The sequence below is a fragment of the Microbulbifer maximicatervae (SeqCode) genome (assembly GCF_056231245.1).
On the sequence record NZ_CP174334.1, the window covers coordinates 268,957 to 287,043 of the forward strand.

Here is an 18,087-nt window from a genome sequence, read left to right on the forward strand (position 1 = left end):
TACCGATTAATTAATATTAACTGGCAACAGCCAATACATCTCTACCTTCAACAATAACAGCCCGTTCTCGAATAGTTTCCAAGTCTTGTTCTATAAGTAACTTTCCGTTGCGGTATACGGTTTTTAGCAGATTATTACGGCCGCCAATATCTTGCTCACGAATAGTGTAGGGCGTTCCGTCAGTACGATTTATTAATGCCAAGCGCCCTCTCTTGGAGCGCTTACCGCTATCGGTGGCGGGGTCTTTGTAAACATCCCGCCATAGGCCATCGACTCGAACCGCACTGGCTTTCATGGCGAACCTCATGGTATCTCGGTTAACTTTTTGTAAAAGCTCACCTCCCATACCGAAGCTAATATTTTCAGCGCTCTGTTTTCTGGCCTTCATTGCGCTGAGGATACCCTCAATGGTATGTAGAGAAATCCCGTCACCCTGGATCACCCGAATAAAGTCCGGAAGTACTCGGAAACCTTTACTATTAATGGTCGCTCCGAATATTCTCATCAAGCGCTCAATAGTCTGAGTGACTATATCAACGGGATCGCCGCTATCCGGGCGAATTACCAGGGTGCCGCCATTATTTTCTACCCTCTCTTTTAATTCACCGCCCCAGATATTCTCGATTGCACTCCAAAGATCGTAGCTGTCACTCACTACGGCGACCAGACTGTTGTCACCGCTGAATTGCGTCAGCATATTTTCATAGGCTTTGGCTTCCTGCTCGCGCCCCCAACTGGTCATGGTGCTGTGCTCTGCAGCGGGTATTGAAAATCCGGCCATTGGGGCTGCGTAGTAGCGGCGGCCGGCGAGTACGGCGGCAATGGTGTCTGTGCCTTGGAAATTTACCAGGTGGGCCAGGCCCCCAATCGCAGCTGTCTCTTCGCTGCTAGCACCGCGTGCGCCAAAGTCATGTAGCTTGAAGGGCAGTGAGTCGAGGCCCTCAGCAGTTTCCAGTAAATATCGTTGAATGACCTTTTTGGCTTCCCGGCTTTGGGTGGCAACTGTGGTGGGGTACCAAATTGCGCGCAGCAGGGCGGTTTCGATATAGCTGGTTAGCCAGAAGCACTTGGGGTCTGTATTGACTACTTGGACTAAGACATTCCTAGTCGGGATAACGCTGCCCTCGGGAACTGCTTGAATCTCAATGGGCAGGTAACCCTGATGCTCCTGGAGAATGTATTCCCATCCCTCGCGATTAAATGGCAGGCCATGGGCCAGACAGAGCTCCTCTGCCTCTTCGATGTGCTCTGCGTTGATCGGGGTAGTCAGGTACTGCTTGATAAATGCCTGTAGGCCAAAGAAAACAGCCTCTTTGAACTGGCCGCCCCGGCTCTCGATATAGCTGCTGACATACTGGGTTCCCTCTGGGTACTGAAGGTAGTGGCTGGTTTTATAGCTGTCGACATTCAGGATTGGGTTGTACTGGTTCATCGCGGAAATCCTCCGTGAGTAGTTGTTAGCACCGGTCTCTCCAGTGCGGGCCTTGCCAATTATTGTCTAAAGGACACCAACTAAGTTAATAGTGTCTTTTCGATACTAAGCTGTCAAGTATTGGCGTGTTTTTTTGGGTATTGGTGAAGGTAATGCGAGTTGTTGAATGTGCAAGAGGCGGCAATTGGCCACCTCCTACCAGCTTTAGGCACCGCCAATCAGGGATTGAATGATGTAATAGTGGTCTTCAAATAGCTGCTGAGGGTCCAGATCAGCGAGGGGAACCCAGCGGGCATGGCGAGCGTCGTCACCGCCCTTTACCTTGGGTAGCTGTTGGCTGGGAGCCAGTTCTATGTAATAGGCGTGTGTGATAGTCCTTCCACGGGCCGAGCGATAGGGTTCATCGAATACATCCTGCCGGCGTATAGATCCTTTCAACACTGGTGTCGGGACTTTAAGGCGTGTTTCCTCTCGCAATTCTCGCAGGCAGGCATCGATCAGTCGCTCACCGGGGTCGACAAAACCACCGGGCAGCGCCCATAAACCCCGCCCGGGAAAAGCTCGTCGCTCTATCAGCAGGATATGGCCAGATTGGACCACTACAGCATCGACAGTAACGTGAGTTGGCGGATAGGGAGCGGTGGCCCAGGAGGATCTGTAGCGCTGGATGAATGCCATTTCTTCGCGCATTTCGCCGTAGGCTGGATTGGTCTCCACAAACTCTCTTAAAGCGCCAATAGTGCCCTCTGGCAATTGCTTTTCTTGGTTGAGTGAATTCAACAAGCTATCGGCGCTGTCGGTAAATAGTGCCTCCCTAAAGGGGGTTGCACTGATTTCGTTGTGATTCTCCACCCCAAGGGATTCCCATTGGGGGAAGAGATTGAGGTAAAAACCGCTCTGGTCTTTCTGGTGCCCGATTAATGCAATTTGGGGTGGCTTGTGGGGAATGCTGTGATGAGCGGTCACTATGCCGTTAACTGAGTTTTGTACATTGCGTACCCACAGTTCATCATTGTAAGGCACATCCATTAAAGGTAGGCAGGTCAAGCGCTTGTTGTCACTCTCGCTTAAGCTTTTCCTGATAAATTGTTCCCGCTCGCGATGAGTCCAGGGGTTGCGAGGATTGCGGGGCTGGTTGGCGGAGCCAATCAGGATAATCAGGTGCTGGGCCTGAGCTAATCCGCACTGGACTACTTTTAGATGTCCGGAATGGAATGGCTGGAATCGACCGATAAAAACGGCAAAATCGTAGTGCTGGGCCATAGCAGCAAGCTCCTTGCTGTGAATAAACCCCGGTCTCTCCAGGGCTTGAATAATGGGTCTTGAAACATTATGTGTCTAATAGACACTAATGGCAAGCGGGCTTAAATTCAATTTTTAGTGGTTTACCGAAGAGGTGGGGTTATATTTCAGTGTCCGAGCCGATTTACTTTTTTTGAGTGTATGAGTAGAACTGATGTGCCGCTGGTTGTTGTTCATTTCCTTATTGAGTTTGGAAGCCTTTGCGCAGGAAATAGAGCCATTTACTACTGATGGTTGTAGCGCATTTCCCGATGGAACTTTTGATCAACAGGAGTTGTGGCTCGACTGCTGTATTGCCCATGATTATGCCTACTGGAAAGGGGGCACATACGATGAACGCGAGCAGGCGGATAAAGATCTGGAAGTCTGTGTAGCTGGAACCGGGGAAGAAGAAGTTGCACTAATGATGTTACTTGGAGTTCGGGTTGGCGGTACGCCTTTTTTACCCACCCCATTTCGCTGGGGGTATGGCTGGCCCTATTTGCGTGGCTACAAGGCTTTGTCACCGGTGGAATTACAGGCAATAAAACAATCAGAAGGTGAACTTTGACGGTAATTAGGAAAAGCTAGTCACAGAGACAAATTGTTCGCGTTTATTTGAGGTACTTTATTCAATAGGACTAACAGCTAAAGCCTGTAAATAAATATCCGCAAAACCTTCCTTTAGCCACTGCATCAAATTGCGCACCCGTAATAATTGGTGGCGTAGGGGCGGGCATACCATGGAGAGCTCGGTAGACTCAGACCAGCCGGGCAGAATTTCAACCAGACGCCCACTGGCAATATCTGCCTGGACATAGATATCTGCCAGCCGGGTAATTCCAAGTCCCTCAATTGCAGCGCGGTGCATTACCCTTCCGCTAATCAATTTAGTGCTGTTTTCAACTTGCACAACCTGTTGATTCTTACCTCGTGTCAGCAGCCATTGATCTACACTGCCGGAAATTAGCGGTACAGATGCTAAATCAGCAGGTTTTTCTATAGGTCCATATTCTTGAAGGAACTTTGGGCTGGCTACGTATCGGGTTTTGATAGTGTGAAGTTTACGCACGATTAGAGAGGAGTCCGGCAAACTGCCCATACGAATAACCAAATCGTACTGGTCTTGAATCAAATCTACTCGGGTGCTGGAAAAGTCCAGATGAACTCTAACTCCTGGATTGGCCTGCTGAAACTTGATCACCAGCCGAGCAATTAAGCTCTCTCCGATAATGCCACCAACAGCGTTGATGCGGATGTTTCCCTCCAGTCCTCCCTTTGATTCACTGGCCCACTCGGCGGCTGAATCCAACTGCTGCATCGCTTGCTTGCAACGCAAATAGTAACCCTCACCAATCTCGGTAAGACGCAGTTGTCTTGTCGTGCGGTAGAGAAGCTGTATATCCAGGGTTGTTTCCAGCTCTGTGACCAGTTGGCTCAAATTGGCCTTGGAAAAGCCGCTGTCCCGCGCTGCAGCGGTGAAGCTTCCGGCATCGGCCACCTGAATAAATGCACGAATAGCGCGCCATGAGATATTGTTCATAAAAACCAAACAATGTTTTCCTATTGGTTGGGCTAATCATATTAGTCGGAATTCCTATACTGGGTCTACTTAAACAAAACTATCCGCCGGGATAACTCATTGAAGGAGAGAGAGCCCATGTCCAAACCACTCGTTGTTATTACTGGAGCCAGTTCAGGTATTGGTGCTGCCATTGCCCAACATATGTCTGCTGCCGGGCATCCTCTATTATTGTTGGCAAGGCGTGTGGACAAGCTGGAAGCTTTAAATCTGCCAAATACTCTTTGCAGGAAAGTGGATGTGACTGATATGGCAGCCTTGCGCGAGGCAATTCGTGAGGCTGAGACTCAGTTTGGTCCGGTTGACTGTCTGATTAACAATGCCGGCAAAATGTTACTGGGCAATATTGAAACCCAGAACCCCGATGAGTGGCGGAAAATGTTCGATGTGAATGTATTGGCCTTGCTTAACGGTATGCAGGCAGTTTTGGAGGATATGAAAACTCGCCATTCCGGGACCATTATCAATATCAGTTCTATTGCTGGAGTAAAAACATTTATCAATCATGCTGCGTACTGTGGTACCAAATATGCTGTCTCTGCTATTGGTGAAACCGTGCGCGAGGAAGTGGCGCCTACCGGGGTACGTGTAATGACCATATGCCCCGGCGCGGTGGAAACAGAGCTGCTAAGCCACACTACCTCAGCAGAAATTATTGAGGCCTATCAACAATGGAAAGAATCCATTGGTGGTGCAATTAATGCAGAGGATATTGCTCGCACAGCTATGTTCATGTACTCCCAGCCCCAGCATGTAAATATTCGAGAGGTTCAAATTGCAGCAACAGGGCAGGGACAGTAATCCTGATTTTGTACCGCGCAAACACTAATCGTTTTTCCAAGCAATATTTCTTTTGCTAATATTCCCAACTTAAGCCAGCTAACTGGAGCTGGCTTAAGTTGGAATGGATAGTAAAGGATATGGAGATATCAGTGCGAAGAACGATTTTAATTGCCGGCCTGATTTTATGTTCCTCTGCGTTTGCACAGCAAAATACAGATGAGCAAGAGAGTGGCGTAGCGGAAACGGCAAAATCAGTGATGTCTAACATCGTCAGCTTTGGTAAAAACCTGATGGATGGTGCCAGTGAAGGTGTGGTTGATGGACGTAAAACAGGGCAGAGTACTGATGGTGCTGTACTTATCAATACGCTGGAAGATCTCAATAAGTATCTGGAAAGCGACGTTATCGCAGTGACCGCCCATGCAGAGAGTGGTTGCTATGTTGAAGTTGGTTTTAAAAATCAAAATGACTTCCCCGTGCGGTTAATCGACCTGGATAGCTCCGAGGCAGTGATCCTTATTGACCAGGATGGCTATGCAACCAACTTGTTTAGGGGCAAAGGAAACCCTGAAGAACTCACGATTCCCAGTAATGCTGGACGCAAACAAAAGTTCTACTTTGCTATAGAGTGGGATCAAGTGCGTGAAATCCGAATTCTCGGTAAAGTCATGCAACCATAGCCAGTAACTGGTGCTGGAGAGAAGTGGAGCTGCGGCAGGGGTTGTGGATACCCAGCCTGCTACGCGGCTAATCCACTTCTTGAAATAGCTTTTGAATAGATGAGAAGTCCAAATCACTACCTCCGCGCAAATTGAGAATTCCATAGAGATTGCGCGCCATTGAGCCGAGAGGCGTATAGCTCTTACTCTGAGTGGCTGCTTCCTGCGCCAACCCCAGGTCCTTACACATAAGTTTTACCATAAAGCCACCGCTATAGTTTTTACTCGCTGGAACTTCGGGCATTACTCCGGGATAGGGATTGTAATTTTGTAGGGACCAGTTGGCTCCTGAACTCTTTAACATAATGTCGGAGAGCACATTGGGGTCGAGTCCATTATCTACCCCCATTTGTAGGGCTTCAGCGGTACCAATCATATGAATAGCCAGCAGCATATTGTTACAAATCTTTGCTGTTTGGCCAGATCCCGCTGCTCCTGCATAGAAAATATTGCTACCCATTGGCTCTAGAACTTCCCGGGCCCTGTCGACATCACCGGCCTCTCCCCCACACATAAAACTCAAAGTCCCTTTGCTAGCACCCGCCACTCCCCCGGAAACAGGGGCTTCAATGGCTTGCAGGCCTTTGATTCTGGCTTCACGAATAAGGCGCTTAGAACTGTTGGAAGAAATAGTGGAGCAGTCGATAATCAAACAGTCGCGAGAAATACTGTCGAGTAGTTTGTCGGTATCAATATACAGGCACTCAACCGCCGCGCTATTAGGCAGCATGCTTACCACAAAATCTGCTTCCTCGACGGACTCTTGGGGAGAGGAGCACTTTTTGATACCGCTTTCTACAGCGGTATCCAGTATTTCAGTGACCGGGTCAAACCCTTTAACTTCAAAGCCCGCCTGGACCAGGTTGGTGGCCATAGGCAGTCCCATATGGCCCAACCCTAAAAATGCGACTGTTTTAGTCATGCTGCTCTCCAGTTAACATTATTTGAGCTGTATGGTTAAGTTGGTGTGCTCTGCATGCTCTATATCACTGTCAAACCAGCGTGCCGTAACAGTTTTGGTTTCGGTATAAAACCGTACAGCTTGTTTTCCATAAGCGTGTTGATCACCGTAAAAAGACGCTCGCCAGCCGGTAAAACTAAAGAAAGGTAATGGCACTGGAATAGGTACATTAATACCGACTTGCCCCACTAATATTTCGTGTTGGAACTTACGTGCGGCAGCGCCACTAGCCGTAAATATTGAGGTGCCATTGCCATAGGGGCAGTTATTGATTAATTGGATTGCTTCTTCCAGGGAGTCGGCATTTACCAGGCAAAGTACGGGACCAAAAATCTCGTCGGTATAGATCGACATGTCCGAAGTTACATCGGCAAATAGGGTGGGACCAACCCAGTTTCCATTGGGAAACCCTTCGACAGTAATTTCAGAGCCATCTAATACACAGCGGGCGCCTTCCTTTTTGCCCTGGGCGATATACCCAAGCACCCTCGCACGAGCAGCGGGTGATATTAGTGGACCGAAGCCCGCTTGCGTATCCTTCCAATGACCGGGCTTGATAGCTGACATAGCGTCTTTAATGTCGTCTACCCATTGTTGTGTCTCCCCAACAAGTACAGCGACGGAAATCGCCATGCAGCGTTGCCCGGCAGCTCCGATGGATGATCCAACAATATTATTAATAGCCGCAGCCTTATTGGCATCGGACATCACGACCATATGGTTTTTTGCACCGGCAAAAGCTTGAACTCGTTTTAGGTGCTGGGTACCCATCTGGTAAATATGCCGCCCTACGGGGACTGAACCAACGAATGAAATGGCCTGAATGCCGGGATGCGTTAGAAGAAAATCCACCTGTTCCCTGCCGCCATGTACTACCTGTAAAACACCTGCTGGAGCCCCCGCTTCAGCAAATAATTCGGCCAGTTTGCAAGGCGTGACAGGATCCTGTTCAGAGGGTTTCAGAATAAAAGTATTCCCACAGGCAATCGCCATTGGAAACATCCACAGTGGAATCATTGCGGGGAAATTAAATGGTGTGATCCCCGCACAAACTCCAATAGGTTGTAGATAGGAGTAACAGTCGATGGTGTTGGCAACATTCTCTACGGTTTCACCCATCATTAGTGAAGCGATATTGGCTGCATGCTCAACAACCTCAATACCGCGCCAGACGTCCCCTTTGGCATCCTCAAAAGTTTTACCTGTTTCCTCGCTGAGGATTTCAGCCAGCAGCTCCTGATTTTCTTTCAGAAGCGCCTGGTACCTCAACATAATCCGTGCTCTTGCGGTAACCGGCGTATTTCGCCATTGGTCAAATGCTTCTTTGGCGGAAATTACTGCATTCTCCAGTTCAGTCTGGGTAGACAATGGCGCCTGTGTAAGAACATCGCCGGTAGCGGGGTTGGTTACATCCAGCCACTCAGTACTTTTGGACTGAATCCACTCACCACCAATCATTATTGGTAACTTGGAAGGAATATTCTTATTCATGTTAATTAAAGCGCCGAGAGGAGGGGATTTTATCCAACAGTTTAGGTGTTTTTTCGCGATTAAAGAGGAATATCACGCTGCTTTTATGACTATTCACTTTTGCTGAGCAGAAGGTTGATTGACCAAAAAATTAAAATAAATGTATTTGATTATCTTTGTAGAATAGATCGCAAATAATTAACACCCATAAGAAATGAAAAAATAATCTTGCACTGTACGGCTAGTATCTTGTGGCTGGCAATTCGGCTTTGGATTAATGCCTAGCTTAAATGTTGTTGTCGTAATGTAACTAGTGAAGAGTAAAAGAGGATTATTCAATGTGTTTTATGATAAAAAGAATACTGATTGTAATCGGATTAATGATATCTCCCATATTTGTTGGTGCTACCACTCTAAGTGACTTAAGTGCACATGAGCCTAGCTCTGACGAAACCTGGGCCGAGCAATGGTTCTATAACATTGCAATTCCCGATGTAGGATATTTCAAAGTTAGTTTACAAACCTATATTGCACCTGACTTTGCAGTTGTCAAGCCTAAAGCCTATATCCATTTAGCTTTTTCTTCAGAGACCGGAGCTACCACGAAGTATGATCTCTTTTTTGATGAAGTGATCTTGAAGCACCCCGAAGGTATTGATGAGTTCTATTATGAAGTACCGGGAGTAGTTGTGGCCGATGAGCAGGGTGTACAGGTCTTACATCCAGATTTCCTGTTTAATATGGAGTGGGCTGGTGAACACCACCATTACTGGCATGGGTTAAACCCCGGTCAAACCCCTTTTGGATTTATTCCTGAGATACCTGGGGTAGGAGGAAAGTGGTTCCTTTATACGGTCGGTACCCCAGTCAATTACAGTTATTTTGATGGTTCTATGTCTCTAGCCGGTGCTGGCTATGCGCAATTGGATAAGGGCTGGTATGACAAAGAATCCAGTGCCGGTATGATCTATTCAATGGGGCTAACAGATGACCTCTACTATATGATTACCGGAGCTAAACTGGGTGACTCAGAGATTGAAATGTGGGCGGGGCGATATGTTTCTGAAGAGTATGACCTGATTTTTTTACCGGCTTTTAATGGCTTCTCTGTTAAGCGGGAAGCAGATGCCTGTTCTGGTTATCTACAAGTTGAACTTAACAAAATTTCATACAAGTTAGTTGTCGAAGCAAAGGCAGACATTGCCAGCTTTTATCCACTGGAGTTTCCCTCTGTAATTATTTTTGGTGGTGAGCAGAGTTATATGAAATCCATGCAGGCAGATGTCAACTTCTATCTGTATCAATTTGGACAGTTGAAGGAGCAAATTCAAATGCCTCAGGCCTTGCTCGAATTTAGTGGGCCATTGGCGTGTGATGCTTTTTTTGATTAAGAAGAGTGGTATAAAAGAAGAAATTATTGGGTTTGCAGGAGTTAAATTAACTCCTGCAAATACTTTATTGTATCTGATGGAGAGCGTATTGTATCCATGCAAAGAAAATAGGTTTTCGAAATTTGTGTGAGCAATTGCAAAGCTTTGAGGCATTTTAGTTGTACATAGTTATTTATGAAAAAGCTTAAATTCAATGTTTTTGGTAGAGAGGTTTTGATCGAAAGGCAGTCGAATAGCTGGGCCACATTCTATCAGGGCAATGAAGGTAAGCGTCGCAGTGCCGGGATATCAATACCTTCAGAAATTAGTGAGAAAGATTTAGCCCAATACTTGGCAGATATCTGCCATGAATGGGCAAGTGAGCGGTACCCTGGTGTGGAGCGTATAAATACAAAATAAGTATATGGAAATTTGGCGGACGGTGGTGATCCAACTTCTCTTGAGGTCGTTTTGTAAAAGACCAATAACTGTAAGAAATTTTGAGGTCGCCAAGACTGCATTGGGAAAACGATGTACAGTTAAGTAGAAAATATATGAAGCAAGTACCAAGGGCACCTGCTTCATATAGATAAATAAATATAAATATGGACTGAAATTCTTAAATTACTCACTTACTCCAAATTTATTCGGGAAACTTCCTCTTTGTGACTAAAGCCATTAGTCTCAATATTAGCTTTCAATTCTAGTGTATAGGTGAGCAGGGTATAGTCTTTGGCATCGGCTTTACAGGTAAAGCCCATGGATTTTGCGAAACTGTCCACTCGTCTATTTTGTGCTGACTCAATCGAATAGATTCGTTCAAGCCCCTGATCCTGAGCGCAGTTGATGAGTCGCTTTAACATTAAGCGTCCCAAACCTAACCCCTGCCAGTCATCGCTCACCACAACGGCACACTCACAAGCGCGTCCGTCAACGTCAAGTGCGTAGTGTGCTATAGCAACAGCTCTTTGTGCTCTGTCACTACTGCAGAGTGCAATAAAAGCTTCATGTACATGGTGGTCGTTATCTGTGAGTAACTCCAATAGCTTTTGGCTGGCTTTACAGCTTCCGCCAATAAAGCGATCGCGGCGAGTTTCTGGAGACAACTGTTCAATTAGTTCTTTCTCAAGCTGGCCATCACTGCGACAGATGGGGCGTATTGAGACTTTGCGTCCATTGCCGAGGGTGATCAGCTCAACTTGGTGTTCAGTATTCACACTGTTGTTGGGTGACATAACGGTTCCTATCCTGGCTGCTTTGAGCAGCTTTGTTTTACAAGTTCGCAACGGGATGGGGTACCTCAAAGATAGACGCTCGCGCTGCGAACGTGAAACTATGTTACGGTCCTGAAGACGACCTCCCCAACAACTGCTCTGTATAAACCTATAAAGGAAAGGAGTTTGGCTGGGCGAAACTATACAGTCAGCCTTTGTGTGGTATAGTACCGCCGCTGATTTTTCTCAGCTGCGTCATTTGTAGGCCGGTGATCCGCCGGTAGCCCCTCCGGAACTTTTCAAAAATTCTTCCAGGAAATTTCTACTGAATGCCGCGCGCCGGTTACGAGGACTGGCGATTAGACGGCTGTACACGCTGGGAGCAATACAGGCTCCCGATGTCGACTCCGATTTCTCTCTTCATTCCCTCAGGGGGAGTGAGTGTGTTTGATTGCGCCTGCGGCGCAGTTCGAGGTTTTTTTATGTTGTTTGAAGATCTGGGCCTTGCCCAGGAGATTGCCCGTGCCGTTGCAGAGCAGGGATACACTGCGCCTACGCCAATCCAGGCACAAGCTATTCCAGCGGTAATGAAGGGCAGCGATATTATGGCCGCAGCCCAAACTGGTACCGGTAAGACGGCTGGCTTCACTTTGCCGCTGTTGCATCGTCTTAGCCAGGGGGAGCGCGCTAGAAAAGGGCAAGTACGCGCACTGGTGCTCACTCCAACCCGTGAATTGGCGGCTCAGGTTTTCGATAATGTGCAGGGGTACAGCCAGTACCTGCCTATGCGCCATGCGGTGGTGTTTGGTGGTGTGAAGATCAACCCCCAGATTTCTCGTCTGCGAGGCGGAGCGGATATTTTGGTAGCTACCCCTGGGCGCTTGCTGGATCTGCACAATCAAGGGGCAATTCGCTTCGATCGCTTAGAAGCCCTGGTACTTGATGAAGCAGACCGCATGCTGGATATGGGCTTCATTCACGATATCAAACGAGTATTGAGGATTTTACCGGCTAAGCGTCAGAACCTTCTATTCTCCGCAACTTTTTCACCAGATATTCGTCAGCTGGCGAAAGGCTTGGTAAAAGACCCGCTGGAAATTGATGTCAGTCCACGCAACTCCACTACTAAATCGGTGCGACAGAAACTCCATCCTGTGGATAAGGCTCGAAAAACGAAACTGCTTAGTCATTTGATTAGGGAGAATAACTGGCACCAAGCCTTGGTCTTTAGTCGAACTAAACATGGTGCCAACAGGCTGGTGAAGCAGCTCGAAGGTGACGGCATCCTGGCAGCAGCCATTCATGGTAATAAAAGTCAAAATGCACGAACTCGTGCCCTGGCGGACTTTAAGGCTGGCAAGGTTCAGATTCTTGTGGCGACTGATATCGCGGCCCGAGGCATCGACATTGACCAACTGCCCCAGGTAGTAAATTTTGATTTGCCCAATGTACCTGAGGACTATGTCCACCGTATTGGCCGCACAGGGCGTGCGGGCGCTCAGGGACAAGCGGTATCTCTTGTTAGCGCTGATGAGATTAAGCAGCTTCGGGATATTGAGCGCTTGATCGGCAAGCCAATTCCGCGTGAGGAGATTGAAGAGTTTGAGCCGGACCACCAGGTGCCCGCATCCGGTAATCCAAAGCGGGGTGGGTTGCAAAAGCCCGGCTCCAGCAAGCGCCCAGCGGGTAACTCTCAGAAGAGTGAAGGGCGGCGTGAAGCGCGCGGCAATAGCGAGGAACGTCGGGGCAACCGCAGCAATGGACGCGGTAAGCCTGAGGGGCGTGGAAATTCTAGCAGCCGCAGTGGTAACGCCTCTGCGGGTAAAGGGGCCCCAGCCAAGCGCGCGGGCGGTAACGGTAAAGGGCGCGGTGCTGAGGCTGGTCGCAGTGATGGACAGAAACCACAACGAGCTCCGAGACGGCGTCCTACTACTAGAGGGCGCTCTGAAAGTGCCTAGTATTTTGCTGGACTCTTAATGCCGATAATAAGGTATTCACCTGCGAAGGTGTTGTAATCTTTAATATCGAGTTATAAGAGTGACAAGCATCTAAAAAAGAGCCTCAAAATGAGGCTCTTTTTACAATTACTGTTTTTTATAGTTCGCCATATAATCCAGAGTTAACAGAGTCAGCGCTTCAGTGCCCTTGCGCAAAGCATCCTCATCCACATAGAAAAGGGGTGAGTGATTGCTTGGAGCTTGGCTGGCATCCTGATCTCTAGGAGTTACCCCTAGGAAGTAGAAAAAGCCAGGGACCTCATTGGCGTAGTAGGAGAAATCTTCTGCCCCCGTGATTTTGGGTACTTCTACAACATTCTTGTCGCCGACAGCAGATCTCAGAATAGGCAGTGCCATTTCTGTCAGCTCTGCATTATTTATCGTTACCGGATAGCCTTCCAGAATCTCCACATCTGCGCTTGCACCGGAGCTTTCAGCAATTAACTCCGCAGTGGTTTTTAAGCGTTTGAAAATTTCTGCACGGTTATCCATATCAAAATTACGGATGGTGCCATTCAGATAGACACTATCGGGAATGATATTGTTGCGGACACCACCGTCAATACGTCCGAAAGAAACGACTGCGGGCTCTTTGGTGATGTCGATCTGGCGGCTGACAATGGCTTGGGTGCCCATTACGACTTGTGCGGCGGCGACAATAGGGTCCACTCCACCCCAGGGGCGTGAGCCATGGGTTTGGCGGCCATTGATGGTAATACGGAATTCATCGGCAGCGGCCATAAGCGGGCCCGAGCGATAGCCGATGACGCCGGTGGGTAGCGAGGAAGTGACATGCTGGCCAAAGGCCACGTCCGGCTTGTACTTCTTGAAGATCCCTTCTTTGAGCATCAACTCCGCGCCACCTTCTTCATTGTCCGGTGCGCCTTCTTCTGCGGGCTGGAATATAAACAAGACGTTTCCAGCCAGCTCATCGCGAAGGCCTGCCAGGACCTCGGCAGTGCCCATCAGCATGGCCACATGGGTATCGTGGCCACAGGCATGCATAACGCCAACATCTTTACCTTGGTAAGTGGTTCTCGCTTTGGAAGCGAAGGGCACATCGGTTCTCTCGGTGACTGGCAGAGCGTCCATGTCCGCGCGCAAGGCCACAGTTGGTCCCGGTTTGCCGCCTCTCAAAAAGCCCACAAGGCCGGTATGGGCGATACCTGTTTCAACTTCAAGGCCCAGTGCACGTAAGTGTTTTTCAATATATTTGGCTGTTTCAAATTCGCGATTGCCCAGTTCTGGGTTCTGATGCAGGTGGCGGCGCCACTCAATCACTTTGGACTCAGTGTTTTCCAGCAATTGCTGAGGCTTAGGGTCGCTTGCAGAAGCATGGGTAGCTAGCAGCGATGCACCGATTGCGATGGGCAGGAGCAGTTTTTTCACAGCACAATTCCTTCATTCTCATTATCGTCGGCCGATTCTACCCCAGATTTTGCGTAACCGACTCCCTCGAGCTGGCTTGCCTTTATATATTTTCAGTTTCCGCTGTTGACATGATGAACCGGACGGTTCAAGATGTTCTGCATAGGTTGTGGAAAGAGCTATAACCACAGAACAATGAGGGTTGCAGGAGGCTCTCAAGGTTTTCACGAGACTGAGTGGCACAGAAAGTTATACTGATTGGTCATAGGTTGGAAATAATTAGAGATGATTAACTTGTCGAGCCCTCTAATTATTTCTTAGAGGATAATTAACGGGTTAATTTATAGTGATAATAATAGGCAGGTTACTAATATATCTGTATGTCTCAGGCATATATAAATAATTATTATATTTATTGTTAGATTTACGACACTGTAAATTAGGTATTCTCTTAACTCGGTGGCTCTCTCGTGGTCGCCCCTGTGTTGGGGAAAGTTAAGCTTTGCCTGATTATTGGCTACCATTAATTACAAAGATGTGGTTCTTATATCGCCTAAAGCGATAACTCTTTATTGATGTCTCGGCCACATTTACGGTTTGGCTGATGGCATTAGTGTACCTTTTTATTAAATTTGTAGCTGATCTTATATTGGCTATTACGGGATTCTGTGGCCGTAAGTAAATATCCATTTGCTTAGGTTGTTGATTAATTATTTTTTCATCAAGTTGTTTGAAGGAGCTGATTTAATGTCATCCCCCCAATTACCTTCGAATTGGGTCAGCCGTTATGCGGATTGGCTTATTCGATATCGATGGCTAGTAGCCATTGGCGCACTACTGTTAGCCTTCTTTGCGGTAAGTGGAGCAAGATTCCTGGGTTTCAACAATGATTACCGGGCATTCTTTAGTGAAGCTAATCCTCAACTACAAGCTTATGAGCAAATCCAGCGCACTTACACTAAGAATGACAATATTCTGTTTGCGGTAGTGCCAAAAGATGGCAATGCCTTTTCCAATGATGCCCTAGCAGCCGTAGAGGAGATGACCGAGAAATCCTGGTTGTTACCCTATGCGCTGCGGGTGGATTCAATCACCAACTTCCAGCACACCATTGCCGAGGAAGATGACCTCCTGGTACAGGACTTGGTGGAAAATGCCAGCAATTTAGATGCCGAAACCCTGGCCTCTATCAAGGCTGTAGCGCTGGCAGATCCCACCTTGAAGGAGCGCCTGGTAAATAGTGATGGTTCCGTTACAGGGATAAATATCACCTTCCAGCTTCCACAAAAATCCATGCATGAAACCCCTGAAGCGGCTGAAGCTGCACAGGCATTGATGGAAGAGATTGAGGCAAAATACGATGTAGAGGTCTATGCGACCGGTATTATTTTACTGAGTAATGCATTTTTTGAAGCCTCTCAGTCAGATATGAGCACCTTAGTTCCGCTCATGTACCTTGTGATTATTGCAGTTGTATTTTTATTGGTGCGGAGCTTCAGTGCGACTTTTGCAGCGCTGTTGGTTATCGTCTTCTCCATGGCCGCAGGCATGGGTTTGGCCGGTTTTATAGGTGTTAAATTGACACCGCCCTCCGCTTCTGCGCCCACCATTATTATGACTCTCGCAGTGGCGGACTCGATACATATATTGGTGAGTCTATTTGCTGCAATGCGCCGTGGACTCAGCAAGCACGATGCAATTAAAGAGAGCTTGCAGCTCAACATGGGGCCTGTGTTCTTAACTTCGATCACTACCGCCATTGGCTTTTTGTCGATGAACTTTTCCGATGCGCCTCCCTTCCACGATCTGGGTAATATTACCGCGATGGGTGTGATGGTGGCTTTCTTCTTATCGGTTACCTTACTGCCTGCATTGATGGCGATACTGCCAGCCAAGAGTCGCGCCAGTGAATCCAAAATTGGACGCTCCATGGATACTCTGGGAGATTTTGTGATTCGCCGCCAGCGCCCGATATTACTGGCGGGAGTCATTGTCTCGTTGGGATTATTGGCAATGATTCCAAACAATGAGATTAATGATGACTTTGTTGGTTACTTTGATGAATCTGTGGAGTTTCGAACCGATTCAGATTATATCAATGACAACCTCTCTGGTATTTACCAGCTGATTTACTCGATCGAATCCGGTGACAACAATGGTGTTAGCAATCCGGAGTTTCTTGCCAATCTGGAGCGTTTCACTGAGTGGATGCAGGCCCAGCCTGGGGTGCGCCATGTCAATACCATTGGCGATACTTTCAAGCGCTTGAACAAAAATCTGCATGCTGATGATCCGGCCTACTACAGGTTGCCTGAAGAGCAGGAATTGGCAGCCCAGTATTTATTACTGTACGAGCTGTCTCTCCCCTATGGCTTGGATTTAAATAATCAGCTGAATGTGGCTAAGTCGTCAACGCAGATTATTGTAACTCTCGATAATCTCAAGTCGAAAGAACTCAAAGCGGTAGCTGATGCCGGCAGTAATTGGCTGGAGAAAAACATTGGTGTAACTGCCTATGGTGTAGGTCCGGCGATCATGTTTGCCAATATTGCCGAGCGCAATATGGAGGGCATGTTGGTGGGCACTCTGGTTGCGCTGGTGTTAATTTCTGCACTGATTGGTATTGCCCTGCGCAGTGTCAAACTCGGTTTCTTAAGCTTAATTCCCAACTTGTTGCCGGCCGGCCTGGCATTTGGCCTCTGGGGTGCACTGGTAGCTGAAGTCAATGTGGCTGTCACTATGGTGACCGGTATGGCACTGGGTATTGTGGTAGATGACACAGTGCACTTCCTCAGTAAATACCTGCGCCAGCGCCGTGCAGGCTACAACGTGGAGGACGGACTGCGTTACGCCTTCTCTTCAGTGGGGGTAGCGATAGTTGTGACCTCAGTCATTCTGATTGCCGGATTTATGGTGTTGGCCCAGTCCTCCTTCGGTATGAATTCCTCCATGGCACTTCTGACCGCAATTTGCATTTTGATGGCCTTGCTGGCGGATTTCCTACTTCTTCCGATTCTCTTGATGAAGCTTGATGCCAAGGCATACGACCCCGCTATTACCCCTATTGAAAATAAGGAGCAAAACTATGCAACCCAGCCGCTCTAATAGACCGTTTTTGACACGGGCCCTAGCAGGTGCCCTGGCTCTGGCAGCTTTATCTGTTTCTGCCAGTGAACTGGATCTGGCCGCAGAAAAAGGTCTGGAAATTGCCAAGGAGGCGGACCGCCGCGACTTGGGATTCGGCGATCTCAGCAACAGCCTTACAATGACCCTGCGCAATAAATATGGTGAGGAGAGTGTGCGGGCTATGCGCACCAAAACTCTGGAGCAGGAAAATGACGGAGATAAATCCCTGGTGATTTTTGACAACCCTCGGGATGTAAAGGGCACAGCATTTTTGTCCTTTACTCATAAAGTGGGCTCCGATGACCAGTGGCTCTATTTGCCTGCTTTAAAGCGAGTAAAGCGTATTTCCTCCAGTAACAAGTCTGGACCATTTATGGGTAGTGAATTCTCCTATGAAGATATCGCCTCACAGGAGGTGGAGAAATACACCTATAAATATTTGCGCAACGAGTCTTTCGATGGCCGCGATCACTTTGTTCTGGAGTTGGACCCGGTCGATCCTAAATCCGGTTATTCCATTCAACACCTTTGGGTTGATACAGAGGAGTACCGCGCATGGAGAACCGACTATTATGACCGAAAAGGGGACCTGATGAAGACCCTCACGATTTCCGACTACAACCAGTACGGCGATCAATACTGGCGAGCCAATAAAATGGAAATGGTTAATCACCAGACTGGTAAATCCACAGAGTTGTTGTACGGCGACTGGATATTTGGCAATGGTTTTACCGATCGCGACTTCACCAAAAATAGTCTCTCCAGGGCGAAATAGGGATTGCGC

At 47.9% G+C, this 18,087-nt stretch carries 15 protein-coding genes; 8 read left to right on the forward strand and 7 right to left on the reverse strand.

Annotated elements, in window-relative coordinates; genetic code table 11:
• Positions 1-16: 16 nt before the first annotated feature.
• Together ACJJIS_RS01240 and ACJJIS_RS01245 are read right to left on the reverse strand one after the other, a co-directional pair.
• On the reverse strand, positions 17-1,432 hold the full coding sequence (locus tag ACJJIS_RS01240; RefSeq protein WP_475709276.1) for a nicotinate phosphoribosyltransferase: 1,416 nt from the start codon (positions 1,430-1,432) through the stop codon (positions 17-19).
• A gap of 204 nt (positions 1,433-1,636) precedes the next feature.
• On the reverse strand, positions 1,637-2,749 hold the full coding sequence (locus tag ACJJIS_RS01245) for a bifunctional nicotinamide-nucleotide adenylyltransferase/Nudix hydroxylase (protein WP_475710326.1): 1,113 nt from the start codon (positions 2,747-2,749) through the stop codon (positions 1,637-1,639).
• A gap of 139 nt (positions 2,750-2,888) precedes the next feature.
• Between ACJJIS_RS01245 and ACJJIS_RS01250 the strand changes: the two genes are divergently transcribed.
• Positions 2,889-3,284: an FAD-binding oxidoreductase gene (locus ACJJIS_RS01250; RefSeq protein WP_282931030.1), complete on the forward strand. Its 396-nt coding sequence runs from the start codon at positions 2,889-2,891 to the stop codon at positions 3,282-3,284.
• 57 nt (positions 3,285-3,341) lie between these two features.
• On the opposite strand, the gene ACJJIS_RS01255 is transcribed toward ACJJIS_RS01250, so the two are convergent.
• Complete coding sequence (locus ACJJIS_RS01255) at positions 3,342-4,256, reverse strand: LysR family transcriptional regulator (RefSeq protein ID WP_444916190.1); 915 nt, start codon at positions 4,254-4,256, stop codon at positions 3,342-3,344.
• A 117-nt stretch (positions 4,257-4,373) separates the two neighbouring features.
• Between ACJJIS_RS01255 and ACJJIS_RS01260 the strand changes: the two genes are divergently transcribed.
• Entirely contained in the window at positions 4,374-5,096 is a 723-nt protein-coding gene (locus ACJJIS_RS01260; protein ID WP_444895922.1) for an SDR family oxidoreductase, read from the forward strand.
• A 131-nt stretch (positions 5,097-5,227) separates the two neighbouring features.
• Positions 5,228-5,758 carry a hypothetical protein gene (locus ACJJIS_RS01265; protein ID WP_444911637.1) on the forward strand — a complete coding sequence of 177 codons (531 nt, stop codon included), beginning with the start codon at positions 5,228-5,230 and terminating at the stop codon, positions 5,756-5,758.
• Between the two features lie 67 nt (positions 5,759-5,825).
• Here ACJJIS_RS01265 and mmsB read toward each other — a convergent pair whose 3' ends face one another.
• Positions 5,826-6,719: a 3-hydroxyisobutyrate dehydrogenase gene (gene mmsB / locus ACJJIS_RS01270; protein WP_444911636.1), complete on the reverse strand. Its 894-nt coding sequence runs from the start codon at positions 6,717-6,719 to the stop codon at positions 5,826-5,828.
• An 18-nt stretch (positions 6,720-6,737) separates the two neighbouring features.
• Entirely contained in the window at positions 6,738-8,249 is a 1,512-nt protein-coding gene (locus ACJJIS_RS01275; protein ID WP_475709277.1) for a CoA-acylating methylmalonate-semialdehyde dehydrogenase, read from the reverse strand.
• A 326-nt stretch (positions 8,250-8,575) separates the two neighbouring features.
• Here ACJJIS_RS01275 and ACJJIS_RS01280 point away from each other — a divergent pair, with 326 nt between their 5' ends.
• Together ACJJIS_RS01280 and ACJJIS_RS01285 are read left to right on the forward strand one after the other, a co-directional pair.
• On the forward strand, positions 8,576-9,619 hold the full coding sequence (locus tag ACJJIS_RS01280; RefSeq protein WP_444934321.1) for a hypothetical protein: 1,044 nt from the start codon (positions 8,576-8,578) through the stop codon (positions 9,617-9,619).
• A gap of 174 nt (positions 9,620-9,793) precedes the next feature.
• Positions 9,794-10,018: a DUF7661 family protein gene (locus ACJJIS_RS01285; protein WP_444934320.1), complete on the forward strand. Its 225-nt coding sequence runs from the start codon at positions 9,794-9,796 to the stop codon at positions 10,016-10,018.
• A 212-nt stretch (positions 10,019-10,230) separates the two neighbouring features.
• Here the strand turns inward: ACJJIS_RS01285 and ACJJIS_RS01290 are convergent, their stop codons facing one another.
• The gene (locus ACJJIS_RS01290) at positions 10,231-10,833 is read right to left on the reverse strand and encodes a GNAT family N-acetyltransferase (protein ID WP_475709278.1); all 603 of its coding nucleotides are present in this window, start codon (positions 10,831-10,833) and stop codon (positions 10,231-10,233) included.
• Between the two features lie 461 nt (positions 10,834-11,294).
• Here ACJJIS_RS01290 and ACJJIS_RS01295 point away from each other — a divergent pair, with 461 nt between their 5' ends.
• Positions 11,295-12,770, forward strand: coding sequence for a DEAD/DEAH box helicase (locus tag ACJJIS_RS01295; RefSeq protein WP_475710327.1), 1,476 nt, complete (start codon positions 11,295-11,297; stop codon positions 12,768-12,770).
• A 126-nt stretch (positions 12,771-12,896) separates the two neighbouring features.
• Here the strand turns inward: ACJJIS_RS01295 and ACJJIS_RS01300 are convergent, their stop codons facing one another.
• Positions 12,897-14,198: a M20 family metallopeptidase gene (locus ACJJIS_RS01300; RefSeq protein ID WP_444918366.1), complete on the reverse strand. Its 1,302-nt coding sequence runs from the start codon at positions 14,196-14,198 to the stop codon at positions 12,897-12,899.
• Positions 14,199-14,924: 726 nt separating this feature from the next.
• Here ACJJIS_RS01300 and ACJJIS_RS01305 point away from each other — a divergent pair.
• Positions 14,925-17,282 (forward strand): efflux RND transporter permease subunit, encoded by a 2,358-nt coding sequence (locus ACJJIS_RS01305; RefSeq protein WP_475709279.1) that lies wholly within the window; start codon positions 14,925-14,927, stop codon positions 17,280-17,282.
• A complete protein-coding gene (locus ACJJIS_RS01310) occupies positions 17,263-18,078 on the forward strand; it encodes an outer membrane lipoprotein-sorting protein (RefSeq protein ID WP_475709280.1) in 816 nt (271 codons plus the stop codon). The genes ACJJIS_RS01305 and ACJJIS_RS01310 overlap by 20 nt, the downstream gene beginning before the upstream one ends.
• Positions 18,079-18,087: the final 9 nt, after the last annotated feature.

Excerpts from the sequence above, each read along its gene's own strand:
- ACJJIS_RS01285 (WP_444934320.1), top strand. The coding sequence starts at position 9,794 with ATGAAAAAGCTTAAATTCAATGTTTTTGGTAGAGAGGTTTTGATCGAA.
- ACJJIS_RS01295 (WP_475710327.1), top strand. The coding sequence starts at position 11,295 with ATGTTGTTTGAAGATCTGGGCCTTGCCCAGGAGATTGCCCGTGCCGTT.
- ACJJIS_RS01280 (WP_444934321.1), top strand. The coding sequence starts at position 8,576 with ATGATAAAAAGAATACTGATTGTAATCGGATTAATGATATCTCCCATA.
- ACJJIS_RS01310 (WP_475709280.1), top strand. The coding sequence starts at position 17,263 with ATGCAACCCAGCCGCTCTAATAGACCGTTTTTGACACGGGCCCTAGCA.
- ACJJIS_RS01255 (WP_444916190.1), bottom strand. The coding sequence starts at position 4,256 with ATGAACAATATCTCATGGCGCGCTATTCGTGCATTTATTCAGGTGGCC.
- ACJJIS_RS01250 (WP_282931030.1), top strand. The coding sequence starts at position 2,889 with ATGTGCCGCTGGTTGTTGTTCATTTCCTTATTGAGTTTGGAAGCCTTT.
- ACJJIS_RS01275 (WP_475709277.1), bottom strand. The coding sequence starts at position 8,249 with ATGAATAAGAATATTCCTTCCAAGTTACCAATAATGATTGGTGGTGAG.
- ACJJIS_RS01260 (WP_444895922.1), top strand. The coding sequence starts at position 4,374 with ATGTCCAAACCACTCGTTGTTATTACTGGAGCCAGTTCAGGTATTGGT.
- ACJJIS_RS01290 (WP_475709278.1), bottom strand. The coding sequence starts at position 10,833 with ATGTCACCCAACAACAGTGTGAATACTGAACACCAAGTTGAGCTGATC.
- mmsB (WP_444911636.1), bottom strand. The coding sequence starts at position 6,719 with ATGACTAAAACAGTCGCATTTTTAGGGTTGGGCCATATGGGACTGCCT.
- ACJJIS_RS01305 (WP_475709279.1), top strand. The coding sequence starts at position 14,925 with ATGTCATCCCCCCAATTACCTTCGAATTGGGTCAGCCGTTATGCGGAT.
- ACJJIS_RS01240 (WP_475709276.1), bottom strand. The coding sequence starts at position 1,432 with ATGAACCAGTACAACCCAATCCTGAATGTCGACAGCTATAAAACCAGC.